Below are 26,896 nucleotides of genomic sequence, written 5' to 3' on the forward strand. Positions count from 1 at the left end.
GCGGCCGAGGGCGACGGCGGGGCCCCCGACGATCCGCTTCCGTCCATTCGCAAGCGGAATGAGACTCTCCGTGGTACGTTCACGCGCCGCGCCGGGGAGGCCCCTGGCTCAGCCGTCGGCCGTCAGCGCGGTGTTCAGGCGGGCCAGGCCGCTGCGGGTGGCGGCGACCACCACCCGGTCGCCGGGCTCCAGGGCGCGGGTGCGGTCGGCGTAGCGCCACTGGTAGAGCTGCGGGTTGCGGGCCAGTCGGACGGCGAGGACGCGGACGCCGCCCGGGTCCTCCAGGTCGTGGCGGTTGAGGCCGATCAGGCCGCTGCCGAGTTCGGCGGACAGCTCGGCGATCAGCAGCACGTGCCGGAACACCGAGAGCGTGCCGAGCACCTCGCGGCCCATCAGCGCGGCGGCGAAGGCCGGGGCGGCGAGGTAGGAGGTGGAGCGCGAGGCGACGTTGTCCAGGGTCGCGTACACATGGCTCGCGAAGCTGTCGTCGAAGAGCCGCAGCACCACCCGGACGTCGGGCCGTTCGGCGCGCGCCTCCAGGGCCGCCTCCAGGTTGGTGGCGTCGTCGCCGCTGACCGCGACCACCGCGCGGCTGTGCTTGAGCCGGGCCCGGCGCAGCTGTTCGGCGAGCGGGCCGTCGTCGACCACCACCGGGACGCCGAGCGCGCGGACGGCGGAGATGCCGCGTGCCTGCGGGTCGCTCTCCAGGCCGACCACCGGCACGCCGAGGCCGTGCAGTTGGCTGACCACCCGGGTGCCGACGTTGCCGAGGCCGACCACGACGACGTGGTCGCGGGTGCCGGCGCCCGGGTTGCGGGGCTGGCCGCGGCGGCCGGAGGCGAGCACCTCGACCGCGATGGCGGTGGCGACCGGCGCGAAGGTGATGCCGCAGAAGGTGATCATCACCTGGGCGACCCGCTGCCAGGCGCCGCCGGTCCCGTCGGGGGAGCCGGGCTGGTCCGGCTGGGCGGCGCCGGCGAGGTCGAGCAGCGAGGCGTAGAGCGTCCAGGCGAAGTTGCCGTTGAGGTGCCAGAGCAGGGCGAAGGCGAGCAGCACCGCGACCAGGGCGGTGATCAGCACCAGGCGCAGCCGGGCACTGGTGAAGAAGCGCAGGGTGTCGAGCACCCGCCAGCGCAACCGCCGCCACCAGGCGATCCGTACGGCGGGTTCGACGGGGAGGGTCTGCAGGGCGGCGATGCCGCCGCCCGGGCCGTCCAGACCGCCCGGGCCGCCCAGACCGCCCGGGCCGCCCTGCCCGCCCGAGCCGGCGGCGCGGCGGGCCTCGGTGCCGGAGCGGATCGGCCCGTCGTCGCCGAACTCGCTGGCCAGCCGGACGAAGGAGGCGGAGTCGCCGCCCTGGTCGGGCAGCAGCCGGATGCGGTCGAGGTCCTGGGGGTCGATCCGGTCGGCGACGACGCAGAGCCGGTCGGACGTGATGTCGTCGTCGTAGGCGATGTGCAGGAAGCGGTCGCCGACCTGGACGGAGTTGGGGCGCGACAGGGCGGCGTCGGCGAAGGCGGGGGCGGCGGTGGCGGAGCCCGACAGCGCGGTGCCGTTCCTGAGCAGGCGTTGGATGTTGGCGCCGAGCCGCTGGTTGAACATGCGCAGGACGATGCGGATGCCGGGATTGTGTCCCTGTGCGGAGAGGGCGGCGTGGATGTTCCCCTGGTCGTCGCCGTCGACGAAGGCGATGCCGCGCGCGGTCTCCACCCGGACGGCGCGCAGCGCCTCCTCGGTGACGCTGCTGTACTCGACGACGGCGGCGACGCCCTCCAGCTGTTCGATCCGGGGCGCGTGGTCGCGGGCGCGGTCCGGAACGAGGACGACGACCGGTACTTCGTAGTGCTCGACGAGTTCGAGTGCCAGGCGGTGGGCGAGCGCGTTGCCGCCGCAGACGATGTAGTGCTGGCTGATCGGCTCGACCGGAGGGGTCCCCCACCCTTCAGAAGTCACATCGACGGATCTTATCGATGTCGGATGTGGCGCAGATGGCGTTCCGGCAACTCCGGGGAGAACCTGTCGGATCGCCCGAACGGGTGTATCCGGCGCGCGGGACGGGGCGTGTGCGGCGATCGTGAGGAGCACCCGCCCGCCCGAGCGCCGAGGGTGCCCGCTCGCACGCCCGGGCGCCCGCTCCGCTGCAAGCTCCCCTGGAGGACGCCACCGTGGTCTCCCCGATCATCACCCCCGACGGCGACCCCGTGCAGGGCCCGCTCGGACTGCTGGCCAAGGCCGCCTGGCAGGTCCTGCTGGTCGCCGGACTCGTCTCGCTCGGCCTCGGGATCGTCGTGTTCGTCTGGCCGGAGGAGACGCTGCTGGTGGTCGGCGTGCTGTTCGGCCTCTACCTGCTGGTCATCGGCATCGTGCAGCTGGTCGCCTCGTTCGGTACGCACGCCACCACCGCGATGCGGGTGCTGGCGTTCATCAGCGGGGCGATCTGTGTGCTGCTCGGCCTGCTGTGCTTCCGCAGCGCGGCGCAGTCGGTGCTGCTGCTCGCGATCTGGATCGGCATCGGCTGGCTGTTCCGCGGCATCACCCAGCTCGCCGCCGCCGCCTCGGACCCGACCATGCCGGCCCGCGGCTGGCAGGCGTTCGCGGGCGGGGCGAACACGCTGGCCGGTGTGCTGCTGATGGTCTTCCCGGCCGGTTCGATCACCGCGCTGACCGTGCTGGCCGGCTGCTGGCTGGTGATCCTGGGGCTGATCGAGATCGCGACGGCCTTCCAGATGCGCAGAACCGCGAGGCAGATCCCCTCCGGCGTCTGAACGCGTCGGCGCGGCGTCGGCCGGGGCTGCGGCCACGGCTACGGCTACGGCTCTCAGCGCCAGAGCGGCTCGTCCGTGCCCCAGCGCCCCGGCGGGCGCTCCCAGTCCGCCGGGGCGCCCGCGTAGCCGATGGGCGGCAGCGCGTGCCGGAGCCGGCCGTACGACGTGTCGGTCTCGGTGAGCCACCGGGCGGGGTCGTAGGGCTCGGCGTTGGGCGGCCGGTGCGGGTCGGCGGTGGGCGCGATGCCGTGCAGCAGCCAGGAGGCCGTGCCGGCGAGCGAGTAGCGCAGGTGGCGTCCGCCCGGCCAGACGGTGCGCTGGTCGGTGAGAGCGCGCAGCACGCCGGCCGCGACGAGGTAGCCGGTGCCGTGGTCGAGGGCCTGGGCGGGCAGGGCGCCGGGGCGGCCGTCGGCGCCGGCCTCGGTGGCGGCGATGCCGCAGCCGGCCTGGACCAGGCTGTCGAAGCCGCGTCGTCCGGCCCACGGGCCGGTCCAGCCCCAGGCGTTCAGCTGGGCGACGACCAGGCCGGGGCGGCGGGCGGACAGGGAGTCGGGCGCCAGGCCGTACGCGTCCAGCGCGCCGGGGCGGTAGGCGGTGACGACGACGTCGGCGGTGGCGAGCAGGTCCTCGAAGGCCTCCCGGTCGGCGCGCTCGGCGAGGTCGAGGCGGGCGGAGCGCTTGCCGAACCCGGTGTCGGCGTGGGCGTCCTCGGCCTCGGGCAGCTGCGGCGCGTCGATGCGCAGCACGTCGGCGCCGAGCAGGGCGAGGGTGCGGGTGGCGACCGGTCCGGCGATCACCCGGGTGAGGTCGAGGACGCGGATCCCGGCGGCGGGCCGGTCGACGGGGGCGGGGCCCAACGGCCGGGGCGCGGTGTCGTCGACGGCGTGGACCTCGACCAGCGGGAGCGTGGTGTCCCTGACCGGCGCGACCGCGACGGCGAGCGCCCCCGCCGCGTACGCGCGCTCCTGGACGGCCGCGGCCGGGAGTTCGCGCAGCACAGCGGCGAGCCGGTCGGGGCCGGTGCCCTCGGGCAGGCCGAGGGCGGTGAGCAGCCGCTCGCGGTGGTGGGGGTAGTTGGCGTGGGTGCGCAGCCAGCCGTCGGCCGTCGGCCAGAAGCCGGACAGCGGCGCGAAGGAGACCGGGGCGCGGCCGTCGATCCGCAGGTGGCGTTCGCTGACGAAGGCGGTGGCGACCGCGCCCTGGTCGATCCGCACCTGCGGCACGAGTCCGGGGCCAGGGCCGGGGCCGGGGCCGGCGGAGCGCAGTGCGGCGAGTTCGGCGGCGGCCAGCGAGCAGGCGGCCACGGTGGCCCGGGCCAGCCGCCGCACGGGCAGCCGGGAGGGCAGCACCGCGTCGGGGCCGTGGAAGGAGACCCGCTCCAGCAGCGCGCTCGGCCCGTCGAGGGCGCGCCAGGCGTCGGCGGTGGGGCCGTCGACGGCAGGGTTGCCGACGCCGGGAATGTCGACGCCGGGAATGTCGACGCCGGGGCCGCCGGCGGTGGGCGAATCGGTGGCGGAGGACAGCACGTCGTCGGGGCCGGTCGGTGCGGGGAGCGGACGGTCGGTCATGTGCGCATTGTGCTCCGCATGGTGGGTAGGCGCAGTGATGTCCGCCACCGCACCCCTCAGGAGGACCCGCGTGGCCAGGCTCCCCTCCGATCGAACGCCGTCGATCCGGCGGCTCGACCTCGGCTACTTCGTCCGCCCGGCCGAGGAGGCGGGCGGTCCGGAGCCCCGGGTGGAGCCGGTGCTGGCGTACCTGGTGCGCCGGCCGGAGGGGCTGCTGCTGTTCGACACCGGCCTCGGCGAGGGCGATCCGGAGGCGGACGCGCGCTACCGCCCGGTGCGGCGGCCGCTGACGGCGGCACTGGCGGCGGCGGGTGTGGCAGCGGGCGAGGTGGACGTGGTCGTCAACTGCCATCTGCACTTCGACCACTGCGGCGGCAATCCGCTGCTGGCCGGCGTGCCGGTGTGGACGCAGGCGGCGGAGCTGGCGGCGGCCCGGGCGGGCGGGTACACGATCGACGCGCTGGTGGACTTCCCGGGCGTCCGCCACCGGGAGCTGGACGGCGAGGCGGAGGTGTGGCCGGGCGTGCGGGTGGTGCCGACGCCCGGTCACACCCCCGGTCACCAGTCACTGGTGGTCACCGGGCCGGACGGCTGCACCGTGCTGGCCGGGCAGGCGTTCGACACGGCGTCCGGCTACGGCTCGGCGGTGCTGGCGCGGCGGGCGGCCCGGGAGGGGGTGGTCGGCGCGCCGCTGCCCGGGTATCCGGCCTGGCTGGACCGGCTGACGGCGTCCGGCCCGCGCCGGGTGCTGTTCGCGCACGACCACGCGGTCTGGGAGCCGGGGGAACCGACCGAGCCGGAGTGGACCGGGGCGGAGCGGGGTGGAGCGGGGTGGAGCGGGGTGGACCGGGGCTCGCTCGGGACGTTCAGAAGGTGAAGCAGAGCGCGCGGATCCGGTGGTCGAAGCTGGACGGGACGAACTCCGGCTCGCCGACCGAGCGCACCTCGGGGAGCCGGGTGAACAACTCCCGGTAGAGCACCTTCATCTCCTGCCGGGCGAGGTGCGCGCCGAGGCAGTAGTGCGGCCCGCCGCCGCCGAAGCCGAGGTGGGGGTTGGGAGCGCGGGTGATGTCGAAGGCCTCGGGGTCGCTGAAGACGGTCTCGTCGCGGTTGGCGGAGCCGTAGTAGAGCACCACCTTCTCGCCCGCCCGCAGCAGCGGACCGTCGGGGCCGCCGAGCCGGTGGTCGACGGCCAGGGTGCGGCGGAATTGGATGATCGGCGTGGCGTGGCGGACGATCTCGTCCACCGCGCCGCCGAGGTGCCCGTCGAGGTCGCCGAGGAGCAGGGCGCGCTGCTCGGGGTGGACGGTGAGCAGGTGCAGGCCGTGCGCGAGGGCGTTGCGGGTGGTCTCGACACCGGCGACGAGCAGCAGGGAGAAGAAGGCGCCGAGTTCGCGGCCGGTGAGGCGGCGGCCGTCGACGTCGGCGGTGACCAGGGCGGAGATCAGGTCGTCGGTGGGTCGGCGGCGGCGTTCGCGGCCGAGGTCGGCGACCATGCCCTGCATCCGGGCCAGGGCCCGCAGCCCGCGTCCCGGCATCCGGATCCGCTGGCGCAGCGGGCGGTCGACGCCGGTGTGCTCGGAGGCGTGGTCGACCTGGTCGAGGATGGCGCGGCGGGGCTCCTCCGGGATGCCCATCATGTTGCAGATCACCCGGAAGGGGAGTTCGGCGGCCACGGCGTTGACGAAGTCCGCGGGGCGCTCGCGTTCGACCCGGTCGACCAGCTCGGCGGCGACCAGCCTGATGTCGTCCTCGACGCGCGAGATCAGGCGCGGGGTGAAGGCCCGGGAGACGATGCGGCGCAGCTGGGCGTGCCGGGGGTCGTCCAGGTTCACCATCGAGTCGCCGAAGAGGAGGCGGACCCAGCGGGCCGGTTCGGGGGTGGTGACGCCGGGTCCGCTGAGGAAGACGGCGGGGTTGCGGCTGGCCTCGACGACGTCGGCGTGCCGGACGAGGGCGTGGAAGCCCGGGGCGGCGCCGAAGCGGGCCGGGGCGGGCAGGCGGCGCAGCTCGGCGAAGGCGGCGGCGCGGGCGCGGTCGGGCAGCCGCCAGAACGCCGGGTCGGCGAGGTCAGGGAGGTCTGGAAGGTCGGGGAGGTCGACGGGGGTGGGCGGAGCGGCGGGGCCGGGCAGGGTGACGGGGGCGGCCGGGACCGCCGGTGCGGCGGGACCGGTGTCGGTCTCGGGTGCGGTGGTGTCCATGCCGGGTCTCCTGTCGCCGTCGGTGGTCGCCCTCGGTGCCCGTGTGTGCGACGTCACATTCGTGGCGTCACATTCAGTACGTATCAGCACGGACGTGTCAAACCGATATGACGGCATGAAGAGCATCTTCCGGGACCAGTCCGGCACACGCCGTCACGCCGGCCGCTCGCGCACCGCCGGGATCCGGCCACCGCAGCGTCACCGCCCCCACCAGCGCCCCCACCGGCCCCCGACAGTGCGGGTGCCCGAACGGCTTGCCCCGACGGGCCGGGCCCGAGGCGGCCGGACATGCCCGGACGGGGGCGGAACCGGCCAATACCGGAGGGCGCGGTACAGGTCGACGGAGGCGGGTGCGACGATGAGTGTCATCGTGATGACCGACCGGATCCGCTCGCTGCGCGCCGTGGTCTTCGCCGCGCTCTGCGTGGCGCTGGCCGCCACGGCGCACGTCGCCATGGCCGGTTCCGGGGTCTCGCTCCCGGTCCTGACAGGCGCGTTCGGTCTGACCCTCGGCCTCACCTGGCTGCTGGCCGGCCGACGGCGTGGGCTCGCGGTGATCAGCTGCTGGATGGTGGCCGCGCAGACGGCGCTGCACCTGACGTTCGAACAGGCGGGCTCGCTGTTCGGGGGAGGCGGGTTCGCCGGCGCGCAGCCGACGGACTGGGCCTCGCTGCTGCTGTGCAATCCGGACACGACGCCGACCGGGCTGTCCTCGGACGACCTGGCGCTGATGGCCGGGCTGGATCCGGACGTCCCGCCGTCCGGCGCCGTGGCCGTCGCCCACACGCACGGCGCGGCGGCGGCCACGGACCTCGCGTCCTCCACCGCCGGTGTGCCGCTGCCGGGGTCCGGTTCCGGGTCTGCGGCCGTGTCCGGGATGACCGGCCACGGTATGAGCGGGATGGGCGGGATGGGCGGCATGGGCGGCCACGACATGGCCGCGCACGGCATGTCGCCCGGCATGGTCACCGCCCACGTGCTCGCCGCGCTGGCCTGCGCGCTGTTGCTCTGGCGCGGCGAGACCGCGCTGGTGCGGCTGTTCGACCTGCTCGGCGCGCTGGGCTCGGTGCTGGCGGGGGCGCTGCTGGCGCCGCTGCTCGTCCTGTTCACCCGCCCGGCCGGCTACCGGCCGCCGGACTCGCCCAGACCCGACGGCCACCGGGCCCGGCGGGCGCGGTCGGTGCTGCTCTCGCACGCCCTGGTCCGCCGCGGACCTCCCTCAACCGCGTTCGCCCGCTGACGCGCCCGCCGCCGTTCCCGGACACCGCCGGTGTCCGCCGCGCGGTGGGCAGGTCGCCCCGCGCCGCAGCCGCGCCGCCGGGTACCGCCGCCCGTCCCCGGACGACCGCCGACCGACCGCGCGCCACTGCCGCCGTCCCTCCCCCGGGGCGGCCGTGGTCCGGCGTGGACGGCCGGTGCGCCGGGGTCCGGGAAGCCGCCGGTACCGACGGAGGCCGCTGCCGCCGGGGCCCGGGCCCGCGTGCGCCGACCCTCCCCGCCGCTCCGCCGGCCGGGGTCGAGGCCGCGCGGCCGCCCACCGACGCCGACGGTGCCGTCCGCAACGGCACCGCACCCCGTCTTCTCCTCAGGATCCCTTCATGCCTGACTTCGACGGCGCACCGGCCCTGCCCGGCGCCACCGTCCTACCGCGTCCGTCCGCCGTCCCCCTGCCCGGGGCGGCCCTCTCCGGCTCCACCGTCATCGACCCCTCCGGGGCCGCCGGCCACGCCCGGACCCTGCGCGCCGAGGCGCGCGAGGAGCTTCGCCGTCCAGTCCGCGGACGGCCCGTCGGCCGTGTCCGCGAGCCGCGGCCCGCGCAGTCGCTCCGCCCGCTCCAGCCACTCCCGGCAGGCCGCGCACCGCGCGACGTGCTTGTCCAGCCGGCGGTCCGGCACACCGGCCGGTTCGCCGTCGAGGCGGGCGGACAGAGCGGTACGGAGTTGCGCGCATCTCATATGACCATCGTCCCGTACCTCCTCCCAGGTGGGACCGACCGGGTGGGGGGCCGTCGTGGATGACGAGCAGCTGACCGCGCTCGCGCTGGCCGCCCGCGAGGGTCGGTCCGCCGACGTCGAGGCCTTCGTCCGGGCCACCCAGCGGGACGTGTGGCGCTTCGTCGCCCACCTCACCGATGTGCAGTCCGCCGACGACCTCGCCCAGGAGACGTTCCTGCGGGCCCTGCGCAGCCTGCCCGGGTTCGCCGGACGCTCCTCCGCCCGCACCTGGCTGCTGTCCATCGCCCGGCGCACCGTCATCGACCGCTACCGCACCGCCGCCGCCCGGCCGCGCTGCGCCGCGCTGCCGGACTGGCAGGAGGCCGCCGAGCGGCAGGGCATCGCGCCCACCGCGGGCTTCGAGGACGGCGTGGCGCTCGGCGACCTGCTGGACCGGGTGCCCGCCCAGCGGCGCGAGGCCTTCGTGCTCACCCAGGTCGTCGGTCTGAGTTACGCCGAGGCCGCCGAGGTGGCCGGCTGCCCGGTCGGCACCGTCCGCTCCCGGGTGGCCCGGGCGCGGGAGGAGCTGATAGCCCGGCTGCGGGCGGCCGAGGCCGGGGAGCCGACCCCGGCCCCGCCGGCCGAACTGGCGGCCGTCGGCTGAGGCGGCGCCGGTCCGGCTGACAACTGACGACTGACAGATAACAGCTGACAGATTTCAATGTCTGTCAGCTGTTATCTGTCATCTGAAATCCGTCAGCTGTCAGTCGTCCGCCGGCCGCCGGCCCGCCCGCCGGGCTCCCCGGAGTCCCCTCCGGACGGGCGGGCAACATCGGCCACGGTCGTCATGATCCGGCCAAGCCGCAAAAATCCCCCACCTGTTCGGAACTCGGGCCCGGATACCTCCGACTGATGTACCGGACGCCGCCGCCGAGGTGGTGTCCGGACAGCACGGGGGAACGGAGGATGACCCATGGCAACGCAGCAGTCGCCCGCCACCAGCGCACCGGGTGACGGCCCGGCCGGGGCGGCGGTGGACCGGTGGAGCCTGGTCTTCGCCGCAGGCCTGATCTCCTTCGTCGCGATGCTCGACATGAACGTCGTCAACCTCGCGCTGACGGACATCGCGAACGCCCTCGACGTCTCCCCCACCACCGCCCAGTGGGCCGTGCTCGGCTACCAGCTCCCCCTGGTCGCCCTGCTGCTGCCCGCCGGGCGGTGGCTGGACCAGGTCGGCCTGCGCGCCGCCCTCCTGCTGTCCGTGGGCTGCTTCGCGCTCTGCAGCGCGCTGGCCGCCGCCGCCCCCTGGGCGAGCTGGCTGATCGCCGCCCGCCTCGCCCAAGGCGCCTTCGGCGCCGTGCTGTTCGTCCTCATGCCGGTCCTCGCCGCCACCGCCGTCCGCCCGGAGCTGCGCGGACGGGCGATGAGCGTGCCCGCCACCCTGGGCCCGCTCGGCGCCGTGCTCGGCCCGGTGATCGGCGGCCTGCTGCTGGACCACGTCGGCTGGCGGGCGATCTTCCTGGTCAAGCTGCCGATCTGCCTGGCCGCCTGGCTGATCGCCCGCCGCGACGCCCCGCGCGGCGGCGGACGGCTGCGGCTGCCCGACCGCGGCTCGCTCGGCGACGCCGCGCTGATCGGCTCGGCGATCGCCGCCGTGCTGCTCGGCCTCACCCTCGCCCCCGACGCCCCGCTCTGGCTGCTGCTCGCCCTGCCCGCCGTCCCACTGGTGCTGTTCTGGCTGCGCCGCCCCGGCGGGCGCCCGGTCGCCACCGTGATGCGCGCCTCCGGCACCGCCGCCGTGAACGGCTCGGTGCTGGCGCTCGCCGCCGGCTTCGCCGCCAACCACTTCCTGCTCGCCCAGTACCTGCGCCGGGAGGACGGCGAGAGCGCCACCGCCACCGCGCTCACCATGCTGGCGTTCCCGCTCGGCATGGTGGTGGCCGGCCGCTTCGGCGGGCGGCTCGCGGACCGCTGGGGCGCCCGCCCGACGGCGCTGACCGGCGCCGCCGTGACCGCCCTCGGCCTACTGCTGCTCGTCCCGGTGGACACGGACTGGTCCTCCCCCGACATCGCCTGGCGCCTCGCCGTGGCCGGCGTCGGCATGGGCCTCAACGGCGGCCCGGTCCAGGCCCTGGTGATGACCTCGGCCCCGCCGGACCAGCTCGCCACCGCCGGCTCGGCCGTCCAGCTCTCCCGCAGCCTCGGCTTCGCGCTCGGCCCCGCGCTGGGCACCGCCGCCACCCTGTACGGCGCCACCGAGATCGCCGGTGTGCGGGCCGGCCTCACCCTCGCCGGACTCGCCGCCACCATCGCCGTGGCCCTGCTGACCCTGCACCACCGCACCGCCGACAAGCGCACCAAGACCACCGACCACACCGAGACCACCGACGGCACCACGAGCAGCACGAGCACCACGAGCACCACCGAGAACGACCGGACGATCGGCAGCCGGACCTGACGCGCCGTCAAGGCCGGCCTGCACACCACAGATCCACACCGGAGGAACATTCGCAATGACCGACACCGTCCACGACCCGACCGCGGCGGGCGAGGCGCCCGACGGGCCCCGCTGCCCGTTCGGATACGACGAACTCCCCGACCCCGTATCGCTGTTCGGCCCGGAGTACAAGAGCGACCCCTATCCCCTCTACCGGCAGATGCGGGCCGCCGGCCCGGTCCACCGGGTGACCTTCCCCAGCGGCGTCGGCGCCTGGCTGGTCACCGGCTACAAGGCCGCGCACGAGGCGCTCAACGACCCCCGGCTCGGCAAGAACCACGAGCTCGGCAACGAGGACTGGCGCCGGCTGGCCTCGATCATGCCCGAACCGCAGCACTCGCAGCTCCAGGTGCACCTGCTGCACCAGGACCCGCCGAAGCACACCACGATGCGCAAGCTCGTCCTGGACGCCTTCTCACCGCGCCGGGTGGAGGCGCTGCGCCCGCGCATCCAGGAGCTCGCCGACACTCTGATCGACCGGCTTCCACCGACCGCGCCGGCCGGCGGAACCGACCTGGTGGACGGCTTCGCGGCCCACTACCCCTTCCGGGTGCTGGCCGAAGTGATCGGCCTTCCGCAGGAGTTGGCGGTCAAGTTCGACCGCGACTGGGGCAAGGTGGTGCAACCGGTCGGCCCGCAGGACCCGGGCCGACCGGCGTACGAGGGCCGGCTGCGCGGCCTGCAGACCTACATCGCCGACGTGGTCGCGCACAAGCGCGCCACCTACGACCCCGCCGGGCCCGACGTGGACCTGCTCGGCCGGCTCGTCACCGCGTGCGACACCGGCGAGTTGAGCCCCGAGGAGCTCGACTCGATGGTGTTCCAGCTGCTGGTCGCCGGCCAGGAGCCGGTCACCAACCAGATCACCACCATGCTGATCACCCTGCTGCGCCACCCGGAGCAGCTCGACCGACTGCGCAGCAGCCTCGACCCCGCCACGGCCGGCGAGGAAGCGGGCCTGCTCCCCCGGGCGATCGAGGAACTGCTGCGCTACGACGGCGCGTTCGAGCTCACCACCTGGCGCTTCTTCGCCGAGGACAGCGACCTGCACGGCACCACCGTCCCGGCCGGCGACTCGGTGATCGTCTCGCTCGGCGCCGCCAACCGCGACGAAGCACAGTTCACGGACACCGACGTCCTGAACTTCGACCGCTCCCCCAACGCCCACCTCGCCTTCGGCCACGGCATCCATTTCTGCCCCGGCGCCGCCCTGGCCCGGGCCGAGCTGCAGATCGCCATCGCCACCCTGCTCACCCGGCTGCCCGGGCTGCGCCCGTCCGTGGCCGACGACGAGCGCATCGACGCGCTCGCCTGGGTGCCCGCGGTGCTGGCCCGTGGCGTCAACCGGCTCCCGGTCGCCTACGACCGGCGGATCTGAGCACCGCGGATCCGAGCACCCGCGAAGGGGCACCCACGCATCTCCCTGCATCCACCACAGCGTCCCGGCGTACGCCGCCGGGGCGTGGCTCCGCCTGCCCGAAGCCCGTTCACCGTTCCATGGAGGACCACCATGCCGCGCGCCGGCACCGTCGCCACTGACTCCAGCAACTCCCAGGCCGACAGCAACGAGAGCAACGTGACCACCGTGCAGACCACCACCGGGTACACCGTCCCCGACCAGCAGACCGTGGCCCGGCTGTCCGCCGAGATCCTCGACCTGCTGCTCCCGCACCGCCGCGCCTCCGATCCCGAGGTCGCTGCCACGCCCGCCGAATTCCCGCTCCAGATGGAGCAGCTGGCCGACTTCATCACGGCCGGGGACCCGATCCTGTTCACCCTCCCCGGGTTCCCCTGCAAATCCCCCAACCTCGCCAAGGTGCTCGGCCACCTGCCCGACGAGGGCGAGCGACTCTCGCTCACCTTCCTCAACGGCCTCGCCCAGGAGATCGGCAAGCTCTACGAGCCCGGCGCCAAGATCCTGATCTGCTCCGACGGCCACATCTTCGGCGACCTCATCCACGTGCCCGACGACCACATCGACCAGTACTCCGACGAGTTGTCGGCGCTGATCGAGCGCGAGGGCCTGTCCCACCTCGACACCTTCGACCTGCGGGCCGTCCTCGGCGACCTGCCCTTCGACGAGAAGCGCGCCCGGGTGCACGCCCAGTACGCGCCCACCAAGGAGGAGCTGCGCGAGCAGGTGCTGACCGACGAGGAGACCGCCAAGCTCTATCGTGGCATCACCCGCTTCCTCACCGAGGACACCTTCGGCTGGACCGGCACCAAGTCCGCCCTGCAGAAGGACTGCCGTCAGCGCGCCTACGGCGTCATCCAGCGCAGCCGCGCCTGGGGCGACCTCATCGCCGAGCAGCACCCCCGCTCGTTCCGGCTCTCCATCCACCCGCAGAAGGTCGGCGTGCTGAAGTTCGGCATCCGGCTGCTGGAGCACGCGGACATGTGGATGACGCCGTGGCACTCCTCGGTGCTGCACCGCCAGGACGGCGGATGGGAGCTGCTGCGCAGCGAGCAGGCCGCCGGGGTCGGCCGCCTGGTCGAGCGCAACGGCCGCCCCAGCCACTACGAGACCTCCTGACGTTCCACGGAGGCCGGGGCGGCGGTGACCGGGAGTCCGGAGGACCCCCGGACGGCGCCCGCCCCGGACAGCGGCGCACCCTCCCCCGGGGCGTCCACGGCCGATCCGTCCACGCCCGGCAGCTCCACGCCGGGTACGTCCACGGCCGGCACGTCACGTCCCGGGGCCGCCGCTGAACCCCGAGCGCCCGGTCCCGGCAGCCCCGGGACCGGTGCGCCGGCCGGCGTGCGGTGGTCGAACGCGATCAACGGGTCACCCGTGAGCGGGTGTTCGACCACCGCCGCTCGGACGCCGAACACCTCGGCGAGCAGTTCCGGGGTCAGCACCTCGCGCGGCTCGCCCGAGGCGACCAGGGTGCCGCGGTGCAGCACGTGCAGCCGGTCGCACACCGAGGCGGCCGCGTTGAGGTCGTGCAGCGCGACCAGCGTGGTGCGGCGCTGTTCGCGCAGCAGCGCGAGCAGCTCCACCTGGTGCCGGACGTCCAGGTGGTTGGTCGGCTCGTCCAGCACCAGGACGTCCGGCTGCTGGGCCAACGCCCTGGCCAGCAGCACGCGTTGACGCTCGCCGCCGGAGAGCTGGGCGAACCGGCGGTCCGGCGCGTGTGCCATGCCGACCCGCTCCAGCGCCTCGCCGACCAGCCGGTGGTCCTCGGCGTCGTCCTTGGCGAAGGCCCGCTTGTACGGGGTGCGGCCCATCGCGACGACCTCGCGGACGGTCAACTCGAAGTCCCCGCCGCGCTCCTGGGGCAGCGCCCCGATGTGCCGGGCGGACTGCGCCGGGCTCAGCTCGGACAGCTCCCGCCCGGCCAGCAGCACCCGCCCCGCGCTCGGCCGCAGATGCCGGTACACGGTGCGCAGCAGGCTGGACTTGCCGCTGCCGTTGGGACCGACCAGGCCGGCGATCTCGCCCTCCTTGGCGACCAGGTGGACCCCGGCCACCACCGTCCGCCCGGCGAGGGCGACGCTCACGTCTTCGACGGCGATTCTCAATTCCGCTCCAGTCGTCGGTCCAGCAGGTAGAGCAGGGTGGGCGCGCCGAGCAGGGCGGTCACCACGCCGATCGGCACCTCCTGGCCGTCCAGCGCGGTGCGGGCGAGCAGGTCGACGACCACCAGCAGGACCGCGCCGGTGAGGGCGGACAGCGGCAGCAGCCGGCGGTGGTCGCCGCCGACCAGCATCCGGCACACGTGCGGGACCATCAGCCCGACGAAGCCGATCGCCCCGGAGACGGCGACCAGCACCCCGGTGAGCACGCTGGTGACGGCGAAGATCTCGCGGCGCAGCCGGGCGACGTCGATGCCGAGGCCGGCGGCCGTCTCGTCGCCCATCAGCATGGCGTTCAGCCCCCGGGCGCGGCCCTGGAGCAGGACCGTGCCGAGGACCACGGCGGCGGCGGGGACGGCGAGTTGGCCCCAGGTGGCGCCGCTCAGGCTGCCCATCAGCCAGAACAGCACGCCCCGGGTCTGCTGCTCGTCGCCGGTCTGCAGCACGAGGTAGCTGGTGAGGCCGGTGAGGAACTGGCCGATGCCGATGCCGGCCAGCACCAGGCGTAAGGGGGAGAATCCTCCGCCGCGCCGGGCCAGCACCCAGACCAGCGAGAACGCGGCGAGCGCGCCGAGGAAGGCGGCCACGGAGACGGTGATCCCGGCGATGCCGCCGATGGTCAGCGACAGGCCGAGGCCGCTGCCGAGCACGATCACGCCGACCGCGCCGAGCGAGGCGCCGGAGGAGATGCCGAGCAGGAACGGGTCGGCGAGCGGATTGCGGACCAGGGCCTGGACGGCGGTGCCGACCACGCCCAGCCCGGCCCCGACCACGGCCGCCAGCAGGGCACGTGGCACGCGCAGTTGCCAGATGATGAGGTCCCGGGTGCCGGGCGCCGGGTGCTGCCCGGTGATCCGGCGGCCGACCACCCTCCACACCTCGCCGGGCGGGATGTCCACCGCGCCGAGCGAGACGGCGGCGGTGAGCGCGACGACCAGGGCGGCGGTGAGCACGGCGGCGAGCGGTCCGGCACGCAGCGCCCGCACGCGCTTGCGCCGTAAGGCGGTGCCGACGGCCGCCCCGGTGGCGTCCTCGGCCGACGGCTCCGTGGCGGCCGTGGCGGCCGTGGCGGCCGTGGCGGTGCTGGTGGCCCTGGCCATCGCCTACTGCCCGTTCTTGACGAGCGTCGGGTGGAGCGCCGCCGCGATCTGCCGCACGGTGTCGGCGTTGCGGGTCCCGGCGATGGTGGTGACCTCGGAGCCGATCCGCAGGAGGTGTCCCTCCTGCACGGCCTTCAGTCCCTGGGTGGCCGGGAAGCCCTTGAGGAACGCCTCGGCCTCGTCGAAGGCCTTGCGGTTCTCCTCCTCGCCACCGCGGTTGCGCACCGCGAGCTGGATCCAGTCCGGGTTCTTCGCCACCACGTCCTCCCAGGAGACGGGCCGGAAGTCGGCGTCGCAGTCGGCGAACACGTTGCGCGCGCCGGCCAGGGTGATCACCGCGTTGGCGACCTGCTTGCCGCAGACGGCCATCGGTTGCTTTGTACCGGCGTCGAAGTCGAAGAGGAAGTACCCGGGACGCTGCGCCTCCGGTACGCCGGCGGTGGCGTTCTTGACCTCCGTGATCTGCTTCTCCATCGCCCCGACCAGTTCCTCGGCCCGGGCGGCCGTCCCGGTGACCGCGCCGAGGCGGCGGACGTCCTCCTCGACGGCGGCGAGGTCGGTGCGCGGGCCCTGGGCCGCCTTGGGCCCGGTGGCGCAGGCCGTGGAGAGCAGCAGCACGTGCTGGATGCCGACCGCCTTCAGCTCCTCCTCGCTCGGCCCGGCGCCCGCCGCGCCCATCCCCGGCATCGGCCCGAAGGTGTCCACGTAGAGGTCGGCGCCGGAGCCGAGCAGCTTCTCCTTGGGGATCAGGGTGTCGCCCAGCGCCGGCACCTTGGCGCCCTGTTCGGCGACGGCCGCCGACAGGCTGCCCTTGCCCGGCGGGAACCCGGTGCCCACGACCCGCGCGCCGGCACCCAGTTGCAGCAGCATCTCCAGCGCGGCCGCGTCGCTGGTGACGATCCGCTGGGGCGCCTGCTTGACGGTGGTCTCCTTGCCTGCGCAGTCGGCCACCTTGACCGGGAACGCCCCGCCGGCCCCCGCCGAGGCGCTGACGCCGCCTCCCGCGGTGTCCCCACCGCCATCACCACCGCTGGTACATGCCGTGGCGAACAGGGCGACGGCGGCCGCGATACCGCAGAAGACGCGAGGGCGCATCAGAAACTCTCCTGGTGAATGGTTGTGCTCGGGTTCGTCCGCTGAACCCGGACCAGTAGTCGGCCGCTGTGCCCGCCCGGTTCCCGTGAGTTTGCCCCTTCGGCCACCGGCCGTTGCCGTTATGGTGACGCGGTGACCTCGCTCTCCGCCACCCCCGGGCCGGGCCCGTCGGCCGACGGGCCGCCCGCCGAACGGCTTCCGGCCGACGACCTCGGGCTGCCCGTGCCGCTGGGGCCGGGGCCGGTGCGGCGGGTGGTGTCGCTGGTGCCCTCGCTCACCGAGGCGGTCGCCGCGAGCGCGGAGGGGCTGTTGGCCGGGGCCACCGACTGGTGCAGCCACCCCGCCGGCCTGGACGTGCCCCGGATCGGCGGCACCAAGAACCCGGACGTGGCCCGGATCACGGCGCTCGCTCCCGACCTCGTGATCGCCAACGACGAGGAGAACCGCCGCCCCGACCTGGACGCCCTGCGTGCGGCCGGCCTGCCCGTCTGGGTCACCGACATCCGCACCCTGGACCAGGCGTTCCGCTCCCTCGACCGGCTGCTCACCGTCGGCTGCGGCCTGCCCCGCCCGCCCTGGCTGGACGCCGCCGAGGCCGCCTGGGCCGCCCTGGACACCTTCGACCTCGACGCCTCGGACGCCGCCGCCCGGGCCGACGTCCGCCCGCTGCCGGGACCGGCCCGCCGGGCGGTGGTACCGATCTGGCGTCGCCCCTGGATGGTGCTCGGCCACGACACCTTCGCCGGGGACCTGCTGCGCCGCCTCGGCCTGCGTCTCCCGCACGCCGAGGACCCGGCCCGGCCCGAGCGCTACCCGGCCGTCCCGCTCCCCGACCTGCTCGCCACCCGCCCCGACCTGGTGGTCCTGCCCGACGAGCCCTACCGGTTCACCGCCGACGACGGCCCGGAGTGCTTCCCGGACATCCCGACGGCCCTGGTGAGCGGCCGCCACCTCACCTGGTACGGCCCGTCCCTGGTCGAGGCCCCGGCGGTCCTGGCCCGGCAGCTCGCCCGGGCTTCGGTGCACGGGTGAGTGATCCGGTCGTCCGGGGCCGGGTGCTCCCGGGCCGCGTCAGCGCGGGGTGACGGCCGGTTCGTCGAGGCCGAGGGTGCGGGCGGTGGCGTCCACGGTGGCGCGCACGCCCAGCGGCAGCGGCAGGTTGGGACCGGCGTGGCCGAGGTCCACCCCGCCGAGCACCGGCAGCGGCCGGTCGCCCAGCACGTCGAGCACGACCTCGCGCAGCGACGGCGCCGGGGCGTCGTCCGCGCAGCCGGCCGCGGTGACCCGGTGCGGCACACCGACGACCATCCCGGCGATCCGGTCGAACACGCCGGACATCCGGAGCAGGTGCAGGTCCTGCCACACCCCCGACAGCGGCCGGTCCACCTCCTCCCAGAACAGCACCGCTCCGTCGAAGCGCTCGGCGGGCAGCGCGTAGGGCGTCGCCTGGAGCGCGACCAGCCGCCCGAGCAGGCCGCCGAGCAGCGGTCCGGACGCGCGGCCGGGCCGCCAGCACTCCCAGCCGCCCGAGGCGCGGAGTTCCGGGAGCGGGCCGAGCGGCACCGCCGGGTCGGTGAGGACGCGGCGGTAGAGGCCGGCGAGCGTCCTGGCGGCCGGTGTGGCGGTCGGTGCGGCGGTCGGTTCGGCGGCGTGCCAGGAGCCGCCGAGTCCGTATGTCGCCATGTCGCCGTGGACACCGACCAGGCCGGTACGGGCGTGCAGCGCGAGCAGGAGCAGCGAGACGTCGCTGCACCCGAGCACCGGCTTGGGGTCGGCGCGGACGGCATCGACGTCCAGCCGGTCCAGCCACCCCGCGGCAGCCTGCCCTCCGGTGTGCGCGACGATCGCCCGGACCTCGGGGTCGCGCAGCAGCCGGTTGAACTCCTCGGCCTGCGCGGCGGGCCCGGCCGCCGCCCACCAACGGCGGCGCCCCGGCTCGGTCAGCGGCGTGCGGCGCACGCGGAAGCCCATGGCCGTGAGCGTCGCGACGCCGCGTTCCAGCAGCGGCGCGGCGTCGGCCTCCAGGGGTCCGGCGGGCGCCGCGACGGCGACGACGTCGCCCGGGCCGAGGGCGCGGGGGCGCAGGAGGTCGGGCATGCGGGGGCTCCACTCTGTTGGCGCCGATCGGCGTTGATCGGTTTGTCCGACCGTCGCCGAGTCTCAACAGCCCACGCCCGTAGGGCAATCGGATTTCGATGGGTGGACACGGCGAAGGCCCCGGGCAGGCGGTCGGTGACCACGTGCCCGGGGCCTTCCCGGTACCCCTCGGGCGTCAGGCCCGCGCGGCGCCGACGGCGGCGCCCAGCGCCTCCTTGATCCGCGGGCCGAGACGGGCGAAGCCGAGCTCCTTCATCGCCGCCCGCAGCAGCTCCTCGTCGCTCCGCTCGACCCCGTCGCCGTCCACCCAGCGCACGATCGCGAGCAGTTCCTCCGCCGAGTACGCGGTCACCGGCCGCCCCGGCGTGAACTCGGGCTTCTCCGGCCGCCCACCGGCCTCGGGGGCGGTGGCGGCCTCGGTGGCCGGCTCCTCGGCAGCCTCGGCGACCGGCTCGGCCTCGGGCTCAGGCGCAGCGGCAACCTCGGCAACCTCGGCAACCGGCGCCGCCTCGGCCTCAGCCTCAGCCTCAGCCGAAGTCTCCACGGCGGGCTCCGCCACAACCTCGGGCGCAGCGTCCTCAGCAGCAGCCTCGGGCTCGACCTCGTCGCCGACCGGAGCCTCCACCGCGGACTCGGCAACCGGCTCAACCTCAACCGGCAGCTCGACAACCGGCTCGGCCGTCTCCTCAGCCGGAGTCTCAGCCACGGGCTCCGCCCCAGCCTCGGCAGCGGCCTCGGGCGCAGCCTCCTCAACGTCGGCCTCGGCCACCTCGTCAGCCGGAGCGTCCACGGCGGACTCGGCCACAACCTCAGCAGCGACCTCGGCAACCGGCTGCGGCACGGTCTTCCCAGCAGCCTCGACCGCGACCTCCGCCGCTGGCTCGACCACCTCGTCAACCACGGCCTCCGCCACAACCCCGGACGCAGCCTCCTCGGCAACCGGCTCAACCTCAACCGGCAGGTCAACAACCGGCTCGGCCGTCTCCCCGACCGGAGTCTCAGCCACGGGCTCCGCCGCAATCTCGGCAGCAGCCTCGGCCTCGATCACCTCGTCAGCCGGAGCCTCCACGGCGGACTCGGCCACAACCTCAGCAGCGACCTCGGCAACCGGCTCCGGCACGGCCTTCCCAGCAGCCTCGACCGCGACCTCCGCCGCCGGCTCGACCACCTCGTCAACCACGGCCTCCGCCACAACCCCGGACGCAGCCTCCTCGGCAACCGGCTCAACCTCAACCGGCAGCTCGACAACCGGCTCGGCCGTCTCCTCAGCGGCCTCGGCCTCGGTGACGGTCTCGGCCTCGGTGTCGTCGACGGCGACGAACGTGGTGATCACGACGGCGGCCGGCTCGGAGGTCTCCTCGGCCTCGACCGCGACCTCGGCCTCCGTCTCGGCGGGGGCGATGGTCTCGGCGTCGGGGGCGGAGGGCTGGGCCGGCGGGGCGGCGGTGATGCCGACCAGGTCGTCGGCGGCCGGGGACGGGGCGGGGAGGATGACGCTGAGCGGCTGCTCGTCGGTCGTGGCCTCCGGCTCCGCCGCCTCGGGCTCAACCCCGGTCCCGGCCTCGGCGGTCTCGGCCTCGGTCTCGGTCACCGCCTCGGCGGTCTCCTCGACGGCCTCCGCAGCCGCGTCCTCGGCGGCGTCCGCCGCCCGCTCCTGCGTCGCCGGCGTCAGGCCGTCGCGCTGGCCGCCCGCCAGGGCCTGGCGGGCGGTGTAGGCGGCCTCGGCGGCGCGACGGTCGGCGTGGGCGGCGGCGAGTTCGGTGAGGAGGTCGGCGAGGCCGGCGTCCTCCAGGGTGGCGCGCAGGCCGCGGAGGGTGGGGAGTCGGTAGAGGGTGCCCTCGTCGGTGGCGAGGCGGTCGACCAGGTCGACGAGGTCCGGGAAGGACAGCGCGTCGAGGTCCTGGCCGGGCAGCAGGCGGGCGAGTTCGCGCACGCCGCTGTTGACGGCCTCGATGGCCTGCGCCGTGCGGTGGGCCAGCTCGCCGTCGGACGGCGCGCTGGGCAGGGTGCCGACGGGGGCCAGGGCGGCCCAGGCGCGCCGCTCGACCTCGGCGGAGGCGAGCGCCTCGTGGAGGTCCTGCGCGCGGGGGCGGCTGGTGACGGCGAGGGCGGCGGCCTGCTTGCGCAGCGAGCGGGCGCGCAGCCAGGAGAGCTTGACGCCGCGCTCGCGCCGCCAGTTGCGGTCGGCGGTGGCGGCGATCAGGGATTCGAGGTCGGTGTCGTACGCGGCGGGCACGAGGACGGTCGCGGTGCGGCGGACCAGCTGGAGCATCTCGACGAGCACCGCGGTCTTGCCGACGGTGTCCGGTGCGTCGAGCTTGACGTCGGCGGCGAGCGTGGTGATGTCCTCCCACACCTGCTGGAGGTCGTGGCCGCGGAGTTCGGCGAGGACGGTGGACGCGGCGCGGGCGTCCTCGGGGGTGGCGACGGTGTCGAGGGCGGCGTACCAGGGGTGGGTGTCGGCGGTGAGCGTGAACGCGCCGAGTTCGGCGTAGCGGCCGAGGTCCTCGCGCAGGTCGGTGTCGGTGCCGGTGTCGGCCGTGGCCGCGACGTCCTTGGTGTCCGCCGTGTCCGTCGTGTCCGCGGGGTTGGCGGTCTCGGCGGTGTCGGCGGTGTCCGTGGCGGCCTTGGTGTCCGTGGTGTCCTTGACGTCTGCGGAGCCGGCTGCGTCGGCCGCGTCGGCGTTGCGGGAGTGAAGCACTGTCATGTGAGGTCCGGTTCTGGGCGGCTGCGGCGGGGGCGTGGACGGGCGGCGAGGGGGCGGCGGTCCGGGTGCGCGGTGGGCCTCGGTGCGAGGGGCCGGGGGGCGCGCGGTCGGGCTGCCGGTCGGAGGCCAAGAATACGGGTGCCCGTTCGAGCCATGCACGCACCCACCGTCCCTCGGGGCGGTGTGGCGTGCCGTACCGCCCGCCCGGGCGCCACTCGGGAGGGCCGGTCGGGTGGTCGTCCACCGGTCGTCCCCCGGTCGTGCGCGGCCCGGTCACCCGGGGGCCGCCGGTGCTCCGCCGCCCGGTCACCGCCGGGTCACCGCGCGGGCGGCGGACGGTGGCCGGCGCGGGCCAGGGTGGCGAGGTCGACCGGCGCGAGGTACTCGTAGAGCGCCGTGCGGTGCCACCACGCTCCGGTTTGCCGCAGTTCGCGCCAATCGGTGAACCGGTAGAGGTGGAGGGTCGCCCGGACGTGGGTCGGAGGACCGTCCGGGAAGGGGTTGTGGCGCAGCAGGCGCAGCGTGTCCGGGTCGTTGACCAGCAGCCGGGCGGCGAACGGCAGGAACCACGGCCGGGCGTAGCCCGGCGAGATCCCGGCGAACCACATCAGCCAGTCGAGCCGCAGGTGGTAGGGGGCGTACTGGCGCGGGGCCCGGCGCACGTCGCCGGGTTTGCCCTTGAAGCCGTACTCCTTCCACACGGTGTGCCGGGTGACCACCGGCTCGTCCGTGCCCTCGACCACGACCTCCTGACGGGTCCGGTTGACGCTGCCGAACGCGCCGTAGGTGTTGACCAGGTGCAGGCCGTTGAACGAGCGGTTCATGACCTGGCGGCGGGAGAGCATGTTGCGGACCGGCCAGTAGCTGAGGACGAGGACGGTGGCGGTGACGGCGAGCGCGAGGGCCTCGAACCAGGGCGGTGTGTCGCCGTAGGCGCGGGGGTGGACGGGCAGGCCGAGGCGGGCCGGGTCGACGGCGGCGAGGGCGAGGGCGATGGTGAGCCAGTTGAGCCAGGCGAAGTTGCCGGAGGCGACCAGCCAGAGCTGGGTGGCGACGACGACGCAGGCGGCGTAGCCGGCGACCGGCTGCGGGAGCAGCAGGCAGACGGGGAGGGCGAGTTGGGTGACGTGGTTGGCCGCGGCCTCGACGCGGTGCAGCGGGTCGGGCAGGTGGTGGAAGAACCAGCTGAGCGGCCCGGGCATCGGTTGGGTCTCGTGATGGAAGCGCAGGCAGGTCAGGTCGCGCCAGCAGCTGTCGCCGCGCAGCTTGATCAGTCCGGCGCCGAACTCGACCCGGAAGACCAGCCAGCGCAGCAGCCACAGCACGGGGGCGGGTGGGGCGGTGTCGCCGTTGCCGAGGAAGACGGCCAGGAAGCCCGCTTCCAGCAGCAGCGATTCCCATCCGAACGAGTACCACGTCTGCCCCACGTTGACGATCGAGAGGTAGAGGGCCCAGAGCGCCGCCCAGCAGAGCATCGACGTCCACAGCGGCACGGCGTCGCCGAGGCCGCCGACGAGGGCGGCGGAGAGCGTGGCGCCGGTCCAGGCGACGGCGGCGAAGAAGCGGTCGCTGTAGTGGAGGTGGAAGAAGCCGGGCGCCTGCCGGAACGGGACCCTGGCGGTGAAGCGGGGGACGGGGAGCATGCCGCGGCTGCCGATGAGGGCGCGGAACTGGAGGGCCGCGGCGAGGAAGCCGGTGAGGTAGAGGGCGGCCAGCAGCCGTTGCACGAGGAGCCTGCTGAGCCAGTACTCGGGGGCGGCGAACCACTGCATGCGGCCCATGCCTACCATCGGCGGCGCTCGCGCGGGCGTGCCCGGCGGGGCGGTGGGCGCCGGTTCACCCGGACGGCGTTCACCCGGACGGCGCCGGGAGGGACGGTGCTGATCCGGACGACGGCGCTGATCCGGACGACGGCGCCGGTCGGGACAGCACCGTGGCGGGGGGCCTCTCCTCGGGGGTGAGAGGCGCCCCGCCGTGGTGGCGGACGCGGCGGAACCGGGCGCACGGTCGGGGTGCGGCGGGTGCCCGGGGTCCTTCGGGGCCTGTGGTACCAGGCCTGCACGGCAGGGGGCCGGTGCGGTGGGGAGACGGTGCGGTGGGGAGACGGTGCGGTGGGAACTGGTGCGGTAGGGGGAGACGGCCGGCGCTCAGGCCGGCAGGACGAGCCCGGCCTCGCCGGTGCCGGGGCGGGTGACGGGGGCGCCGTTCTGCTGGAGGCGGTCGACCAGGAGCGCGGCCAGGGTGCCGAGTTCCTCCTCCGTGCGGGACTGCGCGGTGACGTCCATGCCGACCGTGAGCACCCCGGTGACCTGACCGGTGCGCGCGGTGCGCAGCGGGCTGCAGGTGAAGCTGAAGATCTGCTGGCCGCGCTGGGCGTCGGGGCGCAGGGACGGCACGCGTACGTCGTTGAGGACGGTCGCGCGGCCGGTGCGGTAGGCCTCGGAGACCGCCTGCTGGAGGCCGGCGGCGCCGAGCTGGGGGTAGGCCTGGCCGATGGCGCCGTACGCCGCCGGGGCGCCGAAGACCTCGGCGTGCTGGGCGTTGGCGTAGCGGATCTCCTGGCCGGGGCCGTCGGTGAGCATGATCGGGAAGGGCGAGCCGTCGAAGGCCGCGAACATCTCCTGCTGCTGGGCGAGCAGGTTGTCGCGCAGCCGGATCTCGGAGAGCAGGGCCTCGGCGAGGTGCTGGATGTCGCGCAGGCGCTCGCGGCCCCACTGGCGGGGTTCGCGGTCGAGGACGCAGACGGTGCCGATGACGGTGTTGGTGTCGTCGACGAGCGGGGCGCCGAGGTAGGCGCGCACGCCGAGTTCGTCGACGACCGGGTTCCCGGCGAACCGGGGGTAGGCGAGGATGTCGTCCAGCGCGAGGGGGGAGCGCTGGGCGACGACGTGGGGGCAGAAGCCGTGGCTCAGCGGCATCTGCCGGGTCGGCAGGTCGAAGGCGATGCCGCGGTCGGCCCAGGAGGAGCCCTCTCCGGCCGGAATGTCGGGGGAGGTTGGCGGAATGTAGAGCCCCCGGAACATCTGGCGCTCGTCGTTGATGAAGTTGACCATCGCGATGGGGGCGCGGGTGATGCTGGCGGCCAGGTGGGCGAAGCGGTCGAAGGCCTCGTCCGCGGTGGGTTCGTCGAGCCCCAGGCTGCGAAGCCTGCGGGCCCGTTCCGACTCCCCGGCGGCACCCGGGAACTGGCCTTGAGTGCTCATCACATCAGTCATGGCGCACATGTAATCAGACATCCGGCAGCTTCGGCGCTCTCGGCCCGTGCCGTCTCGACTGCTGATGAGGCGTCAAAGCCTGATGTTGGACAAGGAGGCGGCGGGCAGGCCGCCTGCCGGGAACGGGAGGGGAACCGGAAGCGGAACCATCGGATCCGAGCCATCCGGCAATCGGGGGAACGACATATCCCCGCCTCGCGGGGTTTCAATCCTCCACCGCGCCCGAACGACCTGATCGCGCCAATCCAAGATCCTCCGTAGAGCGCTTCCCAAGCGCATATGACAATGAGCCCTGCCGAAAATCGGCGGTCCCCAAGGGCAGCGAGGGCCACCGCCGGCACTTCCGCACGCGCCCGCTGCAACGGGGCGCCCGGCCGCCACCGTCACATCCCCCACGCCCTCGGCGGCCGACGCGGATCGGCTGCACGGACGGAGGCACATCCACCGAACGAACCGAACCCGAGAGGACCCGGGCATGGCGATGGACTACTTCACCGACGAACGACACGAGAGCCTCCGTGCGGAGGTGCGCGAGTTCGCGGAGAAGGAAGTGCGCCCGCAGGTGACCAGAATGGAGGCCGAGCGCCAGGTCGAGTTCGCAATCGCGCAGGAGATCGCCCGCCGGGGCTGGATCGGCGTCACCATCCCGCGCGAATTCGGCGGGCTGGGTCTGGGACACCTCGCCAAGACCGTCATCGTCGAGGAGCTGTCCCGGGTCAGCGGCGCCATGGGGGCGATGGCCCAGGCCTCGCAGCTCGGCGTCGCCAAGGTCATCCACTTCGGCAACGACGCCCAACGCCGCTACTGGCTGCCCAGGTTCGCCTCCGGCGCGGCGCTGCCCACCATCGCCGTGACCGAACCGGAGTCCGGCGGCCATGTGCTCGGCATGAGCGGCACCGCCCGCCGCGAGGGCGACGAGTACGTGCTCGACGGCCGCAAGTGGTTCGTGGGGAACTCGCACATCGGCGACGTGCACGGCGTGGTGCTGCGCACCGGCCAGGGCAGCCGGGGGCTCTCCGCCTTCCTGGTGGAGAGCGACCGGCCCGGGTTCCGCACCGGCTCCCTCGGCTCGCAGAGCGGACTGCACGGCTTCAGCTTCGGCGAACTCGTCTTCGAGGGCTGCCGGATCCCGGCCGCCAACCTGCTCGGCCGGGAGGGCCAGGGCCTGGACGTCGCCTACTCCTCCTCCACGCTGTACGGGCGGCTGAACCTGGCGGCGGTCGCCCTCGGCATCCACGTGGCGATCGTCGAGGACACCGTGCGGTTCGCCGAGGCGCGCGTGCTCTACGGCAAGCCGCTCTCCCAACTGCCCAACATCGCGTTGAAGCTGGGCGAGATGCAGTCCCGGCTGATGACCGCCAAGCTCGCCGCGTACCACGCCTCGCACCTGCTGGACCACGGCAAGCCGTGCGACGCCGAACTGATGAACGCCAAACTGGTCAACACCGAGTACGCGCTGGACTCGGCGCGCAACGCGATGGAGATCCACGCCGGCCGCGGCCTGCAGGCGGAGTTCCACATCGAGCGCTACCTGCGCGACGCGACCCACACCTACCCGCCGGCCGGGACCTCGGACGTCCAGCGGCTGCGGCTCGGCCAGGTGGCCTCGGGCACCTACGGCAAGCAGTGGTCGGCCGAGCTCGCCGACCTGGCCGGCTGGGCGTGGAGCGAGGCGGCCGAACGCGAGGCCCGCGCGGAGGCGGAGCTGCAGAGCGGCGCGGCGGCGGTGCTGCGGATGCCGCTGGCGGGCTGACCCGCCGGATCCGCGCGCTCGGCGCGGCCCACCAGGACGGCGCTTCCTGACCTGTCCCTGACGGCTTTCCGGCGACCACGGCCCCGGCCGCCGGAAAGCCGCCCGCCACTCCCCCACGCCTTCGCCGACCAGTGCGAATACCCGGTCGGGCGGCCACGGGATGCCCGGACGACCTGTCATCAGGCGTTCACATATGGTCAGTTGATGTTGCCCGAAGGGCACCCCGGGCTGGTAGCGTGCCTGGAGTCGGCGGCCGTGCTGCATCCGTCCGGACGGTGAACCCCCGGGTCACCAGCTCCGGCAACCCTCCGGGCACTGTCGGCCGTGGCGCCCCAGCGGCCCCCGCCGGACCGCAGACGGACACCCCGCCGTTCGGCCCTGCTACAAG

The 26,896-nt window shown here is 74.6% G+C and carries 19 protein-coding genes and 1 pseudogene; 9 read left to right on the forward strand and 11 right to left on the reverse strand.

Annotated elements, in window-relative coordinates:
* Positions 1-108: 108 nt before the first annotated feature.
* On the reverse strand, positions 109-1,953 hold the full coding sequence (locus ACFVUH_RS01880) for an NAD-binding protein (RefSeq protein WP_387910517.1): 1,845 nt from the start codon (positions 1,951-1,953) through the stop codon (positions 109-111).
* Between the two features lie 212 nt (positions 1,954-2,165).
* Between ACFVUH_RS01880 and ACFVUH_RS01885 the strand changes: the two genes are divergently transcribed.
* The gene (locus ACFVUH_RS01885; protein WP_387910518.1) at positions 2,166-2,765 is read left to right on the forward strand and encodes an HdeD family acid-resistance protein; all 600 of its coding nucleotides are present in this window, start codon (positions 2,166-2,168) and stop codon (positions 2,763-2,765) included.
* Between the two features lie 53 nt (positions 2,766-2,818).
* Here ACFVUH_RS01885 and ACFVUH_RS01890 read toward each other — a convergent pair whose 3' ends face one another.
* Positions 2,819-4,333 carry a CoA transferase gene (locus ACFVUH_RS01890; RefSeq protein ID WP_387910519.1) on the reverse strand — a complete coding sequence of 505 codons (1,515 nt, stop codon included), beginning with the start codon at positions 4,331-4,333 and terminating at the stop codon, positions 2,819-2,821.
* Between the two features lie 70 nt (positions 4,334-4,403).
* On the opposite strand from ACFVUH_RS01890, the gene ACFVUH_RS01895 reads away from it, so the two are divergent.
* Positions 4,404-5,210 (forward strand): MBL fold metallo-hydrolase, encoded by an 807-nt coding sequence (locus ACFVUH_RS01895; protein WP_387910520.1) that lies wholly within the window; start codon positions 4,404-4,406, stop codon positions 5,208-5,210.
* On the opposite strand, the gene ACFVUH_RS01900 is transcribed toward ACFVUH_RS01895, so the two are convergent.
* Positions 5,200-6,534, reverse strand: coding sequence for a cytochrome P450 (locus ACFVUH_RS01900; RefSeq protein WP_355362801.1), 1,335 nt, complete (start codon positions 6,532-6,534; stop codon positions 5,200-5,202). The genes ACFVUH_RS01895 and ACFVUH_RS01900 overlap by 11 nt on opposite strands.
* 358 nt (positions 6,535-6,892) lie before the next feature.
* Between ACFVUH_RS01900 and ACFVUH_RS01905 the strand changes: the two genes are divergently transcribed.
* Positions 6,893-7,774, forward strand: coding sequence for a hypothetical protein (locus tag ACFVUH_RS01905; protein WP_387910521.1), 882 nt, complete (start codon positions 6,893-6,895; stop codon positions 7,772-7,774).
* Between the two features lie 403 nt (positions 7,775-8,177).
* Here ACFVUH_RS01905 and ACFVUH_RS01910 read toward each other — a convergent pair whose 3' ends face one another.
* Positions 8,178-8,489, reverse strand: a complete 312-nt coding sequence (locus ACFVUH_RS01910; RefSeq protein ID WP_387910522.1) for a zf-HC2 domain-containing protein — start codon at positions 8,487-8,489, stop codon at positions 8,178-8,180.
* A gap of 55 nt (positions 8,490-8,544) precedes the next feature.
* Between ACFVUH_RS01910 and ACFVUH_RS01915 the strand changes: the two genes are divergently transcribed.
* The 4 genes from ACFVUH_RS01915 (at position 8,545) to ACFVUH_RS01930 (ending at position 13,498) form a co-directional block, all read left to right on the forward strand.
* Positions 8,545-9,132 (forward strand): sigma-70 family RNA polymerase sigma factor, encoded by a 588-nt coding sequence (locus ACFVUH_RS01915; RefSeq protein WP_355362796.1) that lies wholly within the window; start codon positions 8,545-8,547, stop codon positions 9,130-9,132.
* 309 nt (positions 9,133-9,441) lie between these two features.
* Positions 9,442-10,926, forward strand: a complete 1,485-nt coding sequence (locus ACFVUH_RS01920; protein ID WP_387910524.1) for an MFS transporter — start codon at positions 9,442-9,444, stop codon at positions 10,924-10,926.
* A gap of 55 nt (positions 10,927-10,981) precedes the next feature.
* A complete protein-coding gene (locus ACFVUH_RS01925; protein WP_387910525.1) occupies positions 10,982-12,343 on the forward strand; it encodes a cytochrome P450 in 1,362 nt (453 codons plus the stop codon).
* A gap of 132 nt (positions 12,344-12,475) precedes the next feature.
* Complete coding sequence (locus ACFVUH_RS01930; RefSeq protein WP_355362790.1) at positions 12,476-13,498, forward strand: isocyanide synthase family protein; 1,023 nt, start codon at positions 12,476-12,478, stop codon at positions 13,496-13,498.
* A gap of 212 nt (positions 13,499-13,710) precedes the next feature.
* Here the strand turns inward: ACFVUH_RS01930 and ACFVUH_RS01935 are convergent.
* The 3 genes and pseudogenes from ACFVUH_RS01935 to ACFVUH_RS01945 form a co-directional block, all read right to left on the reverse strand.
* Positions 13,711-14,487, reverse strand: a pseudogene (locus tag ACFVUH_RS01935) (ABC transporter ATP-binding protein); the annotation flags it as partial.
* A complete protein-coding gene (locus ACFVUH_RS01940) occupies positions 14,484-15,641 on the reverse strand; it encodes a FecCD family ABC transporter permease (protein ID WP_387910526.1) in 1,158 nt (385 codons plus the stop codon). The pseudogene ACFVUH_RS01935 and the gene ACFVUH_RS01940, both read right to left, overlap by 4 nt.
* Positions 15,642-15,644: 3 nt before the next feature.
* On the reverse strand, positions 15,645-16,736 hold the full coding sequence (locus tag ACFVUH_RS01945) for an ABC transporter substrate-binding protein (protein ID WP_387910527.1): 1,092 nt from the start codon (positions 16,734-16,736) through the stop codon (positions 15,645-15,647).
* Between the two features lie 228 nt (positions 16,737-16,964).
* Between ACFVUH_RS01945 and ACFVUH_RS01950 the strand changes: the two genes are divergently transcribed.
* Complete coding sequence (locus tag ACFVUH_RS01950) at positions 16,965-17,768, forward strand: helical backbone metal receptor (protein WP_387910766.1); 804 nt, start codon at positions 16,965-16,967, stop codon at positions 17,766-17,768.
* A 39-nt stretch (positions 17,769-17,807) separates the two neighbouring features.
* On the opposite strand, the gene ACFVUH_RS01955 is transcribed toward ACFVUH_RS01950, so the two are convergent.
* The 4 genes from ACFVUH_RS01955 to ACFVUH_RS01970 all read right to left on the reverse strand — a co-directional run bounded on the left by ACFVUH_RS01955 (position 17,808) and on the right by ACFVUH_RS01970 (position 24,755).
* Entirely contained in the window at positions 17,808-18,833 is a 1,026-nt protein-coding gene (locus ACFVUH_RS01955) for an LD-carboxypeptidase (protein ID WP_387910529.1), read from the reverse strand.
* A gap of 175 nt (positions 18,834-19,008) precedes the next feature.
* Positions 19,009-21,540: a hypothetical protein gene (locus ACFVUH_RS01960; protein WP_387910530.1), complete on the reverse strand. Its 2,532-nt coding sequence runs from the start codon at positions 21,538-21,540 to the stop codon at positions 19,009-19,011.
* 317 nt (positions 21,541-21,857) lie between these two features.
* Positions 21,858-23,312, reverse strand: a complete 1,455-nt coding sequence (locus ACFVUH_RS01965) for a lipase maturation factor family protein (RefSeq protein ID WP_387910767.1) — start codon at positions 23,310-23,312, stop codon at positions 21,858-21,860.
* A 375-nt stretch (positions 23,313-23,687) separates the two neighbouring features.
* Complete coding sequence (locus ACFVUH_RS01970) at positions 23,688-24,755, reverse strand: GAF domain-containing protein (protein ID WP_355362780.1); 1,068 nt, start codon at positions 24,753-24,755, stop codon at positions 23,688-23,690.
* Positions 24,756-25,230: 475 nt separating this feature from the next.
* On the opposite strand from ACFVUH_RS01970, the gene ACFVUH_RS01975 reads away from it, so the two are divergent.
* On the forward strand, positions 25,231-26,508 hold the full coding sequence (locus ACFVUH_RS01975) for an acyl-CoA dehydrogenase family protein (RefSeq protein WP_387910533.1): 1,278 nt from the start codon (positions 25,231-25,233) through the stop codon (positions 26,506-26,508).
* The last annotated feature ends 388 nt before the right edge of the window (positions 26,509-26,896 follow it).

The organism is Kitasatospora sp. NPDC058032 (genome assembly GCF_042885845.1).
Lineage (GTDB): Bacteria > Actinomycetota > Actinomycetes > Streptomycetales > Streptomycetaceae > Kitasatospora.